Genomic DNA, 14,229 nt, shown 5'->3' with positions numbered 1-14,229 from the left:
ATGGTTTAAAGTTTACTGACATAATATATTTAATTTTTTAATTATTTCTGTCTTGAAATTCTCTAAATGTATGCCATGAGACGCCGATGGATGAAATGGCAGATTTTTATTTTCCGAATGTGAAAATTTGGCAGAAAATTATTTTTTGCGGGCCGGAATTCCGAAAAGATAGCTGGTTATTACAGGTACTACGAACAAAAGAACGGTAACGACAGAAACTAAAATTTCCATGGTATGGCTGCCTAAAAATTGAGCAAATGCCGTGGCAGGGTAGAAGTGCTCATACAGAGATAAGCTTAGTTTAATTCCTAAAACAGCAATCACAATAAAAGCGGCAGTTTCCAGGAAAGGGAATACCTGCATAAGGCGTACAAACCACTGTGCAATAAATCTCATAGCTAAAATTCCTATAAAAACACCTATTGTAATCAGAAGTAAGTTGTCTGAAAAAGCCACAGCAGCAAAAACGTTATCTATGGAAAAAGCAAGATCCATAACTTCTACAATGGCCACTGTAGCCCAGAATTGCCCCAACAGTCCAATTGAATTTTTATACAGCCAGCTGGATTCTTTGTTGGGGTTTTCTTCCGGACTTTCATCATCACTTGTGTTTTTTATTTTTTTGATAAACCAGTCAACAGAAATATAGATCAGGTACAGCCCTCCCAGTGGTTTCAGCCACCACACGGAAATCAGTACAGAAGCAAAAATAAGAGCCAGTCCGCGGAACACATAAGCTCCGAGGATTCCGTATTTCAAAGCTTTTTTTCTTTGGTTTTCGGGAAGATCCATGACGATGGTAGCCAGTACGGCTGCATTGTCTACGGAAAGGAGGCTTTCAATAAGGATAAGGTTGCCGATAATGGCTATCGATTTTGCAGGGTTTTGTAATATGTCATTGAAAAGGTGGGTGAAATCAGGAAACATCATTTTTTAAAGAAATAGTATTTTGGTTAAGTTTTGAAATAATGACGGCAGAAACGGTAATGCCTATAAAGTTGGTAACAGATCTGGCCTCGTTCATAAAACGGTCTATGCTGTAGAGCAGCGCAAGATCTGTGGTGGGAATTTTTCCGAACCGGCTTAAGGTGAACATCAGGGCAAGAAAGCCTGACCCGGGAACTCCCGAAGCTGTTTTTGACGCAATTGAAATGGTGATAAAAAGCCAGAAATAATCTTTTGCCGTAAGCGGAATATTATAAAGCTGGACCAGGAAAATACACGAGATTGAAAGATAGATGCAGGCTCCTGCCAGATTAAAATTATATCCCAACGGAATAATAAGGCGAAGAATTTTTCGGTCATATCCCTGTGATTCCATTTTATCAAAAATCATGGGGAATGCCGTCTTTGAAGAGGAAGTGGCTACTACCAGGATGATTTCTTCTTTGATGCTGATCAGAAAATCCCAGAGGTTAATTTTAAAATAAGCCGTTATAACCCCTAAGATCCCGAAAATAAAAAATACACTGGTAAGATATACTGTGGCAACAATCTTACTTAGCGGCAGCAAGGTATTAATTCCATATACTGAAATTCCGTAAGCTATATTACAGAAAATAACGACAGGAAGAAAAATGTAAACATATTTGATAAGCCTGAAAAACAGATTTCTTCCCACGTCTATCGCTTTAAGAATGTTATTCTTCTTCTTCGAAAGACCAATCAGGATTCCCGCAGATATTGATATTAAGAGGAAAAGTACATAATTGCTGATATGTAAAGGATTGGTAGTCTTTGTTAAAAATCTTTCCGGAAGCGCTTTATGGGAAGAAATAATAATTCCTGTATTGGCACCCGGCTTTAAAAGAAGCCCGGAACCTATTCCCAATACAATGCTGACAGAAGTAATGATCAAAAAATACAGTACCATCTGGCTTACAATTTTAAAAGCATTTTTGGTGCTGAAAATATAGCTCACCCCATACATCACCGCAATAAAAATAACGGGAATGATCAAAACCTCAAGAAGCATGAAGAAGTAACTGCTCACCGTTTCCAGATGCTTACTGACTTCCGGAAAATAATAGCCGGTTAATGCTCCGCAGATAATCGCTGTGAACACATAAAGCGTAAGGTTTCTTAAATAGGAGTCTGTAAATGTTTTTTGCTTAATAGGTTTCATCATTCACTTTTTAAAGATTACAAAATTCAAAGATATAACCTTATATAATACCAAGAAGCAATGCGCTCATCAACATGATGAGGGATGATCCTAGGGCCCATTTCAATGTATATTTTAAGTGATCTGAAAATTCCACACCTGCCAGTGATACCAGCAGATAGGTAGAAGGAACCAATGGACTGAGAAGATGCGAGCCCTGCCCGATAAGACTTGCTCGCCCCAATATTTCAGGTGCAATTCCCAACTCATGTCCGGTAGCAACAATGATAGGCAGTATCCCGAAATAATAAGCATCATTGGACAGGAAAAAAGTAAACGGAATACTGAATAAAGCGGTTACGATATTCATATAACCTCCCCAGCTTTTGGGAACTATTTCTATCATACTGTTCCCCATCGCCTGCATAATACCTGATCCGTTAAGGATTCCCGTGAAAATTCCGGCTCCGAAAATCATTCCCGCTACGGATAATGCATTTCCTGCATGTTTGGAAATTATTTTCTGCTGGTCCTTCAATTTGGGATAATTGATGATGGAGGCAATACAGAAAGCAATCATAAAGGCAATGCCCAATGGAACAATATCCAGGATCATCACCACTAAAAGGGTAATGGTAAGGGCAAGATTGATCAGGATCAGTTTTGGGCGGCGGAGTGCAGGATCAGCTTCCCCAATAATATCATTGCTGTTGTAACCTGTAAATTTACCATGTTTTGCAATTCTTATTTTTTCTCTTCTGCCCAAAATATAGGCAACAAATATAACCCACAGGATGCCTATTGCCATAATGGGGATAATCGGAACAAAGATTTCAGTGTGTCCCAGCTTCAGGGAACTCATTACCCTTGCTGTGGGGCCTCCCCACGGAAGAATATTCATAATCTGCCCGGCAAGCATAATGATGCAGGTAAGGATCAGGGGATTCATGCCCTGTTTTTTGTACAGCGGAAGCATTGCGGCCACTACAATTAAATAAGTGGATGAGCCGTCACCATCCAATGAAACCAATGCGGTAAGAACAGCGGTTCCTATTGTTGTTTTAATGGGATTATCCCCAACGGCTTTTAAAATTATATTGACGAGAGGTTCAAAAAGCCCCGTGTCTATCATTAAGCTGAAATATAGGATCGCAAAGATCAGCATAACGCCGGTCAGAGCTATTTCTTTGACACCGTTTTTCATCATATCTCCGAGTTGCGGACCAAAACCCGCAATGAGAGCAATGGCCACAGGAACAATGACCAACGCTGTAAGCGGAGTCATCTTTTTGTTCATAATGAGAATCATGAAGATGAAAATCATTAGAAAACCAAGAAATGTAAGCATAGTATGTTGTAAATGTTAATGAGGTTATTGTTTCTTTTTTCTCCAGTCAAAACTGTTTCTGAAACCTATGAAGCCGTAATTACTCGTTTTTTTGGTTTCCAGCTGATTGATAAAGGCAAGCTCCAACGCAGAATTTTTTCCTAATTTTATTCCAAGACCTGCGGTGATACGATTGCTGTCGAAAGGTTCTAGCTTATCAACGTTCATTCTTATTTCATTCTTAAGAATGCCATAGAGTTTTTCTTTTTCTCCTTTTTTATTGAAAGGAATCCGGACAGAGATCAGATACCGGATTCTTACCTCGAATTCATCCGGATTACTGATAAAACGTTCTTCTACTCTAAGACGGTTGGAGATTGACGTTCTGCCGATGTAATAATCAGCAGTTACCTGCTGGAAAGGTCTTTTTTCATATCTTATCTTTTTAGAATCGTCGGCATTATAAGATTCAAGGATCAGAAACATGGCCCCTGCAGCAGGCTTTATATTTTCCACCACTTCATAGTCTACATAGGCATTCACCAGAAAAAGTCTTGTATCATAAGCCAGGTCGAAGGAACGGTATTGGGTAAGAGCTGTTAAAGTACTTTTATCGGTAATCTTTGCCGACATCAGGTACTGAAACCACATATTGTAATTATCTTTACTCTGGCTATAAAGTCCGTTGAATAAACATAATGATAAAATAAGGGTTAATTTTATATTAATTTTCATATAATATTGGGTTAATATTGTACTTTTTCAAATATATTTATTAGAAAGAGTGGCGCTGGAATTTTTCAATCAATGACAGTTTTTCTCAACAAACTGCATTTTGAGGCAAAAAGATATTTATATTTGATGCGTTTCAAAATAAGGTAAGGGCTATGTTTTTAATCATTAATTTTATTATTATATTATTGATTATCAGGATTTTATTCAGTGGTAAAATTCTGGAAAGCCTTATGGAGTACCGTTGGAAATTTTTGCTGAGGTTTCAGCACATTTTTTTCCTTTTTATCTTCATTCTGATGACTTATTTCACCGAAAACTACTTCCTGGATTCAACTCAGCTGGTAATAAGTATTTTTTTGAATACCATTTTCAATGTGGGAATTTATTATTTGGTATACTATTATCTGGTTCCCCGGTTTTATTTATCCAATAAATATCCGGAGTTTATTCTCTATGCTTTGATCTGCTTTCTGGTGTCCAGCCTTTTCAGGATTCTGTGGGAGCCTGCAGTTTTCCAGATGGATTTCAGCGGAGAGGGCTATCATGTGGGCTTTCTGTATAATGTATATATCTCACAGGGCATTGTCATTCTTGTGGGGTCTTTTTTGGGAATTACCAAGGACAAATTTTTAATAGAACAGGACGTGATCAGCCTTGGAGAAGAGAAAGACCAGCTTTATCTTGATTTGCTTAAATCTAAGCTGAACCCCCATTTTTTGCTGAATACCCTTAATAATATATATGCGAACAGTTTTACCCATTCGGAGAAGACTTCGGATTCCATTTTGCAGCTGAGCAGGCTTCTTAAGTATATTATTTATGACAGCGGAAAAGAAAAAGTAACGGTTTCCCAAGAATTTTCTTCACTGAAAGCGCTTGCAGCTTTATACCAGCTTAAATATAATAACCAGCTGGATATTGTAATGGATATTGAAGACCAGGAAGAGTTTGATATTGTTGAAATTCCTTCTGCTGTATTTCTTACTTTATTTGAAAATGCTTTGAAACATTCTGCAATAGGAGAAGATCCTCAGGGTTTTATAAAACTGTTCTGTAAAATTGAGCGTTCTGAGCTGTATTTTGAAATTATTAATTCTGTCGGGAAGGATAGAAGTAACCCGGTTGAATCAGATTATCACGGGCTGGGTAATGAAGCAATTATTCATATATTGGAAAAGTTTTATGCGGATCAGTATGAATTTTATTCCGGACCGAAATACAGTGATCAATATAAAATTGCCTTAAACATTATTATAAATGGCTAATTTGACTATCGTTAATGTAGATGATGAATATCCTGCATTACAGCTTGTAAAACAATATTGCGCCCAGCTTGAAGATGTTCAGCTGCTGGCTTCATTTCAGAAGCCGGAAGAAGCGCTGGCTTTCCTGAAAGCGAACAAAGTGGATCTGGTTGTTTTTGATATCAATATGCCGGGGATCAATGGGGTAGAGCTTCTGCAGCAGCTCCCCGATCCGCCGCTGTGTATTTTTCTTACGCTGGAAACAAAATATGCAGTGAAGGCATTTGAGCTGGATGTTGTTCATTATCTCATTAAGCCTGTGGATTTTGAGACTTTTAAAAAAGCGGTCAATAAAGCAAGGGATTTTGTTCAATTTAAAAGTTTAGCCAATAGCCAGCAGCAGGAAGATTATATTATGTTCAAATCCAATTATGTCATGAATAAAGTCTTTCTTAAAGATATACTCTGGATACAGGGTTTCGGGGAATACATTGTATTGATGACGCCACTGAAAAAATATATGATTCTGGATAGAATGTCCAATTTTGAAGAGAAATTTCAGCATTTCGGGTTTATCAGAATCCATAAGTCTTACATTGTATTGTCAGATCATATCAGTTCTTATAATTCCAGCCATGTTTTTCTGAAAAACGGAGAAGAGCTTCCGCTGGGGCGCACTTATAAAAAGAATGTAAAAGCACATTTAAGTTAAAACAGAAAGCCGGGAATTTCCGGCTTTCTTCAAAATTGTTATCAAAGGATTGTATTAAGGGCAGTTTTGTCCCGGTCCGATCCATAAAGTACATTTTCCGTTTTCGTCGCGTTCGCAGCATACCAGTCTGGCAGCAAGTCCGCCATTGATTGTTTTCTGAGCATCTCTGCTTAATAATTTGGCATTTTTCATAAGTAATATTTTGTTTTTTTATCCTGAACATTTATCGTCAATCAGGACTTTTGACATTTTGTGTTGATGGTAAATCAAATATAAAGATTTTTAAGTCAGGTTGTTATATTTTTTATAGATCGAAATAAAGTGTTGGTATCTGCAATAATTTACCGGATTGTTTCCAAAGACATCTTTCTTCCTGCCATATCCATATCCTGCTTTTCAATTTTCCTTGTTATAGTATCAATATAATACGTTGTGATAGCGGTTCTGTTACTGATATCATCATTTGTTTTTACCATCCAGACCGGTTTCCCTTTGTATTCCGCTTTTTGGGTATCAAGGATGTAGGCCTTCATCATACCTTTTTTCTCAGATTTAGGGTTATAGTCAAAAATGGAAATTTCTGCAGTATAATTTTCTTTTAAAGGAAGATATCTTATGAGCATTGCGTAACTGCTGCTGTCAAAATAATCCGTTGCAGGAATTTCAATGATCTCTTTTTTCTGGGATTTTTTATCCAGGTAATAACCGGTGACTTTATCTTTCCCGGATTTGAGGACTATATCCCTGTTTAAGTTGTAAGAAGAATGATAAACGGGTTCGAAGTCCGATATTTTTACAAGGGTGGAATCAATCCATTTTGCATCCGGGGCTTGCTTCATTTTTACCGTTGTTCTGATCAGGAGATCTGATTTGTTCATCTTTTTGATTTCTGTAATAATACTTCCGATCTCAGTTTTCGTATCGGCATTCCCGGCATACCAGACGGCTTCAGAAATCTCATCTTTGATCAGCTTCGGATTAATCCCTGGGTTTTTCGGACTCAGCAGGTTCTGGGCAAAAAAATTAGCACTGCTTAGTATTAAAAGAAAAAGGATGGTTCTCATGATCTTTTTAATAATAAGTAGTGCTATATCTGTTAAAAGTTACAACCTGTTGGTTTTTAACTCTTTCCTGCTGCCTGCATCGGATTGACCTTTCCGGTAGAACCTCCTCTCACAGGGGCTCCGTCCTGTTTTTGTTTGAAGAGCTGGAATTTGGAACTTTCAGTACCTGATCCGGCGCTGCTCCAGAAGTTATTGGTAGTATCAATATCAGCAGTCTCTCTCATCGGGTCAAGCTGAATTGATTTTACTTTTTTATCAAAATAATATGTCTTGGAAACTTTTTGCTCATTCAGCCTCCAGATCTGTGCTGCAGATTTATCATATAATTTGGAGCCGTCCTCAAAAGTAAACTCAAGAATAATAGGCATTACCAAACCACCTTTGTTGACAAAATCAATCTGGTATCCAGTAATATTTTTTAATTTCTCTTTATCCTTCGCATCCAAAGGAAGACTCGCTTCTGTTTTAATGGTGTATTCCTTATTATTATCTACTTTTTCCTGGCCTCTGTCATATCTGTAATAGAAATCCTGGGCTTCTTTATCAGTATCCACGTAGAATTTAATATTCTTATCTTCTCTGTTTCTGATTTTTGAAAGGTCTTCAAAACTGTTTACTAATGGCTTTTCAACCTGGTATTTTACTTCAGCGGCAACCTTTGGATTGGTCTCAAGATCAGGAACTGCTACCGTTACTTTATCAATGGCAATATCTACAGGATCTGTTCCGTAGAACCAACCTCTCCAGAACCAGTCAAGATCCTCACCGCTGGCATCTTCCATAGTACGGAAAAGGTCTGCAGGTTCAGGATGTTTGAAAGCCCATCTTTTAGCATACGTTTTAAACGCTTTGTCAAAAAGCTCTCTTCCCATGATGGTTTCGCGAAGAATATTTAATCCTGTAGCAGGCTTTGAATACGCATTCGGGCCATACTGAACAATATTTTCAGAGTTGCTCATGATAGGCTCCAGCTGGTCTTTCGGTAGTTTCATGTAATCTACAATAGTCCATGCCGGTCCTCTTTTGGAAGGGAATTTATTATCCCATTTTTCTTCTGTAAGATATTCTGTAAAGGTATTCAGGCCTTCGTCCATCCATGCCCATTGTCTTTCATCAGAATTGATGATCATCGGGAAGAAGTTGTGTCCCACTTCGTGGATGATTACTCCGATCATTCCGTTTTTGGTTCCTTCGGAATAGGTGCCGTCTTTTTCAGTTCTTCCGAAATTGAAACAAATCATCGGATATTCCATCCCGTTGGCAGCTTCTACAGATTGTGCTACCGGATACGGATAAGGAATGGTGAATTCCGAATAGGTTTTAATTGTGTGGGCAACAGCTTTTGTGGAAAACTTCCTGTAAAGACCATAAGATTCCTTTGGATAGAAACTCATAGCCATAACCTTATTATTGTTTTCAGGAATTGTTACACGCATTCCGTCCCATACAAACTTTCTGGAAGAAGTCCATGCAAAATCACGGACATCTTTGGCTTCAAAAAACCATGTTTTTCTCTGTTTGGAATGATTTTTCTCCGCTTTTTTAGCTTCATCCAATGTTACAATTTCAATAGGTTCAGAAGCATTTTCAGCTTTTCTGTATCTTGAAAGCTGATCAGAAGTTAATACCTGATCATAATTTTTACATTCTCCTGTTCCGCCCACAATGTGATCAGCAGGTACATTGATTGAAACTTTAAAGTCTCCGAAAACCAATGCAAATTCACCTCTTCCGGTAAACTGATGGTTCTGCCAGCCCTGGAAATCACTATATACACACATTCTTGGATACCATTGTGCCATTGTGTACAGATCATTGCCATCCTCAGGGAAATTTTCATAACCGCCGCGGCCTCCCATCTTCATTCTGTTGGAGATATTGTAGTTCCAGTCTACTTTGAAAACGAATTTTTCTCCCTTTTTCAAAACCTTAGGAAGATCAATACGCATCATGGTTTTATTCACTGTATATTTCAAAGGAGTTCCTGAGGCATCCGTTACTTTTTCGAGAGTAACGCCATAACCGTTATCCTTCACAGGAAGTTCGGTTACTTTAAGCTGCTGGTCAGTTGTTGAAGGACGAAGAACAGATGATGTATCATAGCCTGCATTTCTGATGTTTGAATGTTCGTTTTCATCCAGCTGCAGCCAGATATAATCCAGATCGTCAGGAGAATTGTTGTAATAGGTCACTGTTTCTGAACCTTTCAGATTTCTTTTATCCTCATCCAGATAAGCGTTGATGTTGTAATCTGCTCTGTTCTGCCAGTATCCATGTCCGGGAGCTCCTGAAGCTGTCCTGTAAATGTTGGGTGTTGGCAGAATAGTTCCCAGCTGCTCAAACTTATTACCGTGATTGCTGCCCGGGTTATTCTGAATATTTTGTGCGGTGAAACCTGTATATGCAAATACAGAAAGTGAAAGTATGGCAACTTTTAGTTTCATAACCGAAAATGATTTATTAATGATCAAAGATAACAATAAGCTGTTGAAATAATGAAAATATTTAACTTTTAAAAAGGAATCCTTTCCAAAGTCATTTTTAAGGATAAAGCGAACACCCCGGAAGAGACAAACAGAATCCAGTCTTTTTTGTTCACCTTAAAGAGATTAAGAAGAATGAACAGGAATATCAAAATAGCAAATACTATTACAATCTGCCCAAGCTCCAATCCGATATTAAAGCCAAGCAAAGGTAAAGCGATACTCTGGCTTTTTGTGATCATCACCCTTGCTGTGTTTGCAAATCCCATTCCATGAACAAGACCAAAAATGAGCGCGAGATAGTAATTGGCCCGCATTAAGGTCTGTTTCTGATTCTTCATAATAATATTATCCAGGGAAGTCAGAACGATAGTAAGGGGAATTAAAAACTCAACCCAGTCTGAAGGAACCCTGAACACATCCAGGACACTTAAAGCCAATGTAATGGAATGTCCGATTGTAAATGCAGTTACAAGAATCAGGATTTTTTTCCAGTCGCTGTAAGAATAAACAGCAATAAGTGCCAATACGAAAAGCTGATGATCCAGAGCATCCAGAGAAATAATATGCTCCCATCCAAGGTTTAAATAAAAAAGGAAATCCTGCATTTTGATTAAAAATTTTTTCACAAAAGTAAACATTTCATAAGGAGGATCGGATCTTCTTAGAGAAATGCAGCGGCTTTTTACACTTTTCACAGGAACTAAACGAATTCCTGGTTTTTGATTTTTCATTAAAAAACAGACAGGACTGGTATTAGTGAATAATGCCTTCTTTTGAAGGAACTGTCTCTATAACTGTTGCTTTTTTTATATTTGCTGTAAAAATAAAGTGCATGCCGGATAAGTTTTTTTGGAGTTTTCTTTTATTATTAACAGTCGTATTCCAGAGTTTTGTAAGTGATGATGCTGTGCATCCTTATCATGTGGGTTCTGTGGAAATTAATTATAATTCAAAATCCAGAACATTTGAAGTGACAGGAAGATTCTTTCTGGATGACATGGAAAACGGATTGGGCAAAAAATATGGCGGAGCTTTTCATTTCAATGATGAAAAATACAAGACGAAACTGAATGAGGCCCTGCCAAAATACTGTTCAGAATATTTCAAATTAAAAGCTGATAACAAATTTTTGAAAGTAAATTACATCGGCTACGAAGAAGACCAGGAATCTGTAAATGTATATCTAGAGTCTGAACCTGTAGCTGCTCCTAAAAAAGTAGAAACAGCCGTGAGTTTTCTGTACAACCTTTTTGATGACCAGATCAACATTGTGCATATTATTGTGAATGGACAAAGGAACAGTGAAAAACTTACCTATCCTAACCGCTATCTCTATAAACAGTTCTAAGAATATATATTTAGTTTATTGTAATTTCACGCAAAGATTTCAGCGTATGATATTATATTTTTGAGGAAGCAAAGGAGGAATCAACTTTGTTGATTTTTCTAAGCGGTACCAAATCCATGCAGCTTGTTCAGCGACTTTGTCGCCTTCTTAGCACCCTTAAAAATATTACTTTTTTTATTTAAAACTTTGCGTTTTAAACAATAAGACAAATTTAAAGTTTATTAATTTTCCAGTTGCAGCAACGTATTGATTCCTTTTGTATGGGCAAGTAGATCAGGAAAAAAGTCATCATAACATTGTTGAAGATGATCTTTATTTTTTAAAAAAGCTTCAAATACGGGAATGTCCTTATCTAAATATTTGGCTTTATTCAGCACATTCTGAATACTGAATTTAATTCCCCAGTCTTCACGGTAATTATAGAGCCAGTCGTCCTGCTCCATTTTAGTGAGCATCCTTTTAAAGTTTTCAGGAAGCCATTGCTCATGCGCATTCAAAACACTGTAAACATTGAGAGAATGAGCCTTCCATTCTGCCAGTGAATGAAGGGAAAGGTCTCTAGCCACAAAATGATCCATAGAAACATCTACAAATGCACCGGCATACAGTCTTACCAAAGGAGCAAACACTTTTTTGGCTTCATGAATAGCAGGGTGGGAATCTGTAAATGTATCAATTGCCCTGTGTAAGGTAATACCATCCTGAATATCTTTCGGGAAAGAAAAACGGTCTCTGTTGCGGATGAAATCTTCGAGAAACTGCCCCACGATCTGTCCGTCGGTAAAAGAAAGAAAAGAATGCGCCAGATAATTCATAACTTAAAGGTATGAATTAAATGTGAATGTTTGATACTGATGAATAGTGAATAGTGAATCCGCTTCGCTTGTGAATTTTTATCCATATTCCAATTGACTATTGACTTGCGTAGCAAAATTGACTATTCACCTTAGAAAAGCCTCCCATGAAAATCTTCAATCTTGCTCACTTCTTCAATCTTGATTCCGAATTTTCTTTTCGGGATTTTATTGAGGTTGGAAACGAATATTTTTTCATAGCCCAACTTCTCAGCTTCGGTAATTCTTTGTTCGATCTGTGCTACAGGACGTATTTCACCACTTAAACCGATTTCTCCGGCAAAGCAGTAATGCTCAGAAATGGCAATATCCTCATTGGAAGAAAGAACAGAGGCAATAACGGCCAGATCCAGTGCCGGATCGTCTGTTTTGATCCCTCCGGTGATATTCAGGAAAACGTCTTTAGCACCCAATTGGAATCCGGCTCTTTTTTCCAGTACAGCTAAAAGCATATTCAGCCTTTTTGAATCAAAACCGGTAGAGCTTCTTTGAGGGGTACCGTAAACGGCTGTGCTTACCAATGCCTGTATTTCAAGAAGCATAGGTCTGTTTCCTTCCAGGGTTACTGCAACGGAGTTTCCTGAAAGTTCCTCAAATTTTTTGGTAATCAGAATTTCGGAAGGATTTTTAATCTCTTTTAATCCCTGTGAAATCATTTCATAAATCCCGATTTCTGAAGTAGAACCAAAACGGTTTTTATTGGCTCTCAATAGTCTGAACAGGTGATTCCTGTCTCCGTCAAAATTCAGAACAACATCCACCATGTGTTCCAGAACCTTTGGCCCGGCAATCTGTCCGTCTTTGGTAATGTGGCCTACAAGGAATACCGGGGTATTGTTTTCTTTGGCATATTTGATGATCTCATTGGAGCATTCCCGGATCTGGGATACCGTTCCCGGAGAGCTTTCTATCAATTGGGACTGCAATGTCTGAATAGAATCGATGATCATAAAATCCGGTTCCAGCTTTTTTGCCTCATGAAGAATTTTCTCCAGTGAAGTTTCGGTAAAAAGGAAACAGTTCGGATTTTGAATATCCGTAAGCCTGTCTGCCCTCATTTTAATCTGAGAAGCACTTTCTTCCCCGGAAACATAGAAGATTTTTTTCTTCATTTTCAAAGCAAGCTGAAGTAAAAGGGTAGACTTTCCGATTCCGGGCTCACCGCCAATCAAGGTAACGGAACCCAAAACGATTCCGCCTCCCAATACGCGGTTCAGCTCTTCGGAAGGAGTTTTTATTCTTGGTTCCTCACTCGTTTCCACTTCAACAATATTAATCACATGTTGTTTGGTCTTTGAGAAAGGAGGTGTTTTATGGGAAGGTTTTTCCACCACTTCTTCCACTAAGGTATTCCACTCTCCGCAGTTTTTACATTGTCCCATCCATTGGGGATACTGGGTTCCGCAGTTTTGACAGAAGTATGCTGTTTTCAGTTTTGCCATACTGCGAAGTTATAAAAAAGCATTTTCTTTCAGAATAATCTGTTTGAATTTATATTAAAAACTAATGTGCTGAGGTAGAAATATCTTTCATATCTTAGCTTCATTCAATAAAATATTAATGTAAAATATTATTACAATGAAAAAAGTATTTTTATCTTTCGTATTTACGCTTTTAAGTATTGTTGCCTTTGCCCAGGGAAACTGGCAGGTAGACCAGATGCATTCTTCTGTTAATTTTAATATTAAACATATGGGAATCAGTTTTGTACAGGGGAGATTCGATAAATTTGACGGAAGAGCAGCTACCGGTGGCGCTAATCTGGATAATGCCGATTTAAGCTTTGCTATCAGTGTTTCCAGTGTTAATACCGGAGTGGACATGAGAGACAGACATCTTATAAGCGAAGAGTTTTTCGATGTTGCCAAATATCCTACGATTGAATTTAAAAGTTCTTCCGTAACAAAAGATAAAAACAACAATTATATCGTTAAGGGAAAACTGACAATAAAAGGAGTGGAAAAAGAAATCAGCGCACCTGTGACATTCGGAGGCGTTACGAAAAATAAAGACGGAAAAGAAGTAATGGGAATTCAGACGAAGTTTACGGTAAACCGCCTGGATTATGGAATCAAATACGATCCGACAGGAGCTGGTATTGCAAAAGATGTCGAAGTAGCAGCTTACTTTGAACTGGTGAAGCAGTAATATTTCCAACTATACATAATAAAAAAGGTTTTCCATTTGATCGGAAAATCTTTTTTATTGTTAAATTAAATTTTTACTCAGGTTTTATAGTTGTTTGAGCCGTGTTTTTATATTTTCAAAATGTAAATAATTGCTTTGTATTTCTTTTTCCCCTAACTTTGCACAAACCTAATCTAATGAGTAAAAAGAATACAAAGTACATCTTTG

The 14,229-nt window shown here is 37.7% G+C and carries 14 protein-coding genes; 4 read left to right on the top strand and 10 right to left on the bottom strand.

The features are described from left to right. Positions 1–138 precede the first annotated feature (138 nt). The 4 genes from ACE3RB_RS18765 to ACE3RB_RS18750 are packed head-to-tail and all read right to left on the bottom strand — an operon-like array spanning position 139 to position 4,166. A complete protein-coding gene (locus ACE3RB_RS18765; protein WP_374465612.1) occupies positions 139–930 on the bottom strand; it encodes a TerC family protein in 792 nt (263 codons plus the stop codon). Then, positions 917–2,128 (bottom strand): cation:dicarboxylate symporter family transporter, encoded by a 1,212-nt coding sequence (locus ACE3RB_RS18760; protein ID WP_374465611.1) that lies wholly within the window; start codon positions 2,126–2,128, stop codon positions 917–919. The genes ACE3RB_RS18765 and ACE3RB_RS18760 overlap by 14 nt, the downstream gene beginning before the upstream one ends. A gap of 37 nt (positions 2,129–2,165) precedes the next feature. Next, on the bottom strand, positions 2,166–3,452 hold the full coding sequence (locus ACE3RB_RS18755) for a CitMHS family transporter (RefSeq protein WP_374465610.1): 1,287 nt from the start codon (positions 3,450–3,452) through the stop codon (positions 2,166–2,168). Positions 3,453–3,476: 24 nt separating this feature from the next. Next, complete coding sequence (locus ACE3RB_RS18750; protein WP_374465609.1) at positions 3,477–4,166, bottom strand: DUF2490 domain-containing protein; 690 nt, start codon at positions 4,164–4,166, stop codon at positions 3,477–3,479. A 152-nt stretch (positions 4,167–4,318) separates the two neighbouring features. Here ACE3RB_RS18750 and ACE3RB_RS18745 point away from each other — a divergent pair, with 152 nt between their 5' ends. Further along, entirely contained in the window at positions 4,319–5,431 is a 1,113-nt protein-coding gene (locus tag ACE3RB_RS18745; protein WP_374465608.1) for a sensor histidine kinase, read from the top strand. Then, complete coding sequence (locus ACE3RB_RS18740) at positions 5,424–6,122, top strand: LytR/AlgR family response regulator transcription factor (RefSeq protein ID WP_374465607.1); 699 nt, start codon at positions 5,424–5,426, stop codon at positions 6,120–6,122. The genes ACE3RB_RS18745 and ACE3RB_RS18740 overlap by 8 nt, the downstream gene beginning before the upstream one ends. 54 nt (positions 6,123–6,176) lie before the next feature. Here ACE3RB_RS18740 and ACE3RB_RS18735 read toward each other — a convergent pair whose 3' ends face one another. From ACE3RB_RS18735 to ACE3RB_RS18720, 4 genes are all read right to left on the bottom strand, one after another. After that, positions 6,177–6,314, bottom strand: a complete 138-nt coding sequence (locus ACE3RB_RS18735; RefSeq protein ID WP_374465606.1) for a hypothetical protein — start codon at positions 6,312–6,314, stop codon at positions 6,177–6,179. 149 nt (positions 6,315–6,463) lie between these two features. Continuing rightward, positions 6,464–7,186, bottom strand: a complete 723-nt coding sequence (locus ACE3RB_RS18730) for a hypothetical protein (RefSeq protein ID WP_374465605.1) — start codon at positions 7,184–7,186, stop codon at positions 6,464–6,466. A 56-nt stretch (positions 7,187–7,242) separates the two neighbouring features. Continuing rightward, positions 7,243–9,630, bottom strand: coding sequence for a M1 family metallopeptidase (locus ACE3RB_RS18725; protein ID WP_374465604.1), 2,388 nt, complete (start codon positions 9,628–9,630; stop codon positions 7,243–7,245). A 68-nt stretch (positions 9,631–9,698) separates the two neighbouring features. After that, entirely contained in the window at positions 9,699–10,277 is a 579-nt protein-coding gene (locus tag ACE3RB_RS18720; protein ID WP_374465613.1) for a HupE/UreJ family protein, read from the bottom strand. A 227-nt stretch (positions 10,278–10,504) separates the two neighbouring features. On the opposite strand from ACE3RB_RS18720, the gene ACE3RB_RS18715 reads away from it, so the two are divergent. Then, on the top strand, positions 10,505–11,020 hold the full coding sequence (locus ACE3RB_RS18715; RefSeq protein ID WP_374465603.1) for a DUF6702 family protein: 516 nt from the start codon (positions 10,505–10,507) through the stop codon (positions 11,018–11,020). 221 nt (positions 11,021–11,241) lie between these two features. Here ACE3RB_RS18715 and ACE3RB_RS18710 read toward each other — a convergent pair whose 3' ends face one another. Continuing rightward, a complete protein-coding gene (locus ACE3RB_RS18710) occupies positions 11,242–11,835 on the bottom strand; it encodes an ACP phosphodiesterase (RefSeq protein ID WP_374465602.1) in 594 nt (197 codons plus the stop codon). Positions 11,836–11,966: 131 nt separating this feature from the next. Further along, positions 11,967–13,316, bottom strand: coding sequence for a DNA repair protein RadA (radA, locus tag ACE3RB_RS18705; RefSeq protein WP_374465601.1), 1,350 nt, complete (start codon positions 13,314–13,316; stop codon positions 11,967–11,969). A 136-nt stretch (positions 13,317–13,452) separates the two neighbouring features. On the opposite strand from radA, the gene ACE3RB_RS18700 reads away from it, so the two are divergent. Further along, the gene (locus ACE3RB_RS18700) at positions 13,453–14,022 is read left to right on the top strand and encodes a YceI family protein (RefSeq protein WP_374465600.1); all 570 of its coding nucleotides are present in this window, start codon (positions 13,453–13,455) and stop codon (positions 14,020–14,022) included. Positions 14,023–14,229 lie beyond the last annotated feature (207 nt).

This window comes from Chryseobacterium sp. (assembly GCF_041914225.1).
Classification (GTDB): Bacteria; Bacteroidota; Bacteroidia; order Flavobacteriales; family Weeksellaceae; genus Chryseobacterium.
The sequence above is the reverse complement of the archived record's forward strand: the minus strand, read 5'-3'. Positions and strand labels throughout refer to the sequence as shown.

What these genes read in the sequence shown, in the direction of transcription:
- ACE3RB_RS18765 (WP_374465612.1), bottom strand. Translation starts at nt 930, where the DNA reads ATGATGTTTCCTGATTTCACCCACCTTTTCAATGACATATTACAAAAC.
- ACE3RB_RS18760 (WP_374465611.1), bottom strand. Translation starts at nt 2,128, where the DNA reads ATGATGAAACCTATTAAGCAAAAAACATTTACAGACTCCTATTTAAGA.
- ACE3RB_RS18755 (WP_374465610.1), bottom strand. Translation starts at nt 3,452, where the DNA reads ATGCTTACATTTCTTGGTTTTCTAATGATTTTCATCTTCATGATTCTC.
- ACE3RB_RS18750 (WP_374465609.1), bottom strand. Translation starts at nt 4,166, where the DNA reads ATGAAAATTAATATAAAATTAACCCTTATTTTATCATTATGTTTATTC.
- ACE3RB_RS18745 (WP_374465608.1), top strand. Translation starts at nt 4,319, where the DNA reads ATGTTTTTAATCATTAATTTTATTATTATATTATTGATTATCAGGATT.
- ACE3RB_RS18740 (WP_374465607.1), top strand. Translation starts at nt 5,424, where the DNA reads ATGGCTAATTTGACTATCGTTAATGTAGATGATGAATATCCTGCATTA.
- ACE3RB_RS18735 (WP_374465606.1), bottom strand. Translation starts at nt 6,314, where the DNA reads ATGAAAAATGCCAAATTATTAAGCAGAGATGCTCAGAAAACAATCAAT.
- ACE3RB_RS18730 (WP_374465605.1), bottom strand. Translation starts at nt 7,186, where the DNA reads ATGAGAACCATCCTTTTTCTTTTAATACTAAGCAGTGCTAATTTTTTT.
- ACE3RB_RS18725 (WP_374465604.1), bottom strand. Translation starts at nt 9,630, where the DNA reads ATGAAACTAAAAGTTGCCATACTTTCACTTTCTGTATTTGCATATACA.
- ACE3RB_RS18720 (WP_374465613.1), bottom strand. Translation starts at nt 10,277, where the DNA reads ATGCAGGATTTCCTTTTTTATTTAAACCTTGGATGGGAGCATATTATT.
- ACE3RB_RS18715 (WP_374465603.1), top strand. Translation starts at nt 10,505, where the DNA reads ATGCCGGATAAGTTTTTTTGGAGTTTTCTTTTATTATTAACAGTCGTA.
- ACE3RB_RS18710 (WP_374465602.1), bottom strand. Translation starts at nt 11,835, where the DNA reads ATGAATTATCTGGCGCATTCTTTTCTTTCTTTTACCGACGGACAGATC.
- radA (WP_374465601.1), bottom strand. Translation starts at nt 13,316, where the DNA reads ATGGCAAAACTGAAAACAGCATACTTCTGTCAAAACTGCGGAACCCAG.
- ACE3RB_RS18700 (WP_374465600.1), top strand. Translation starts at nt 13,453, where the DNA reads ATGAAAAAAGTATTTTTATCTTTCGTATTTACGCTTTTAAGTATTGTT.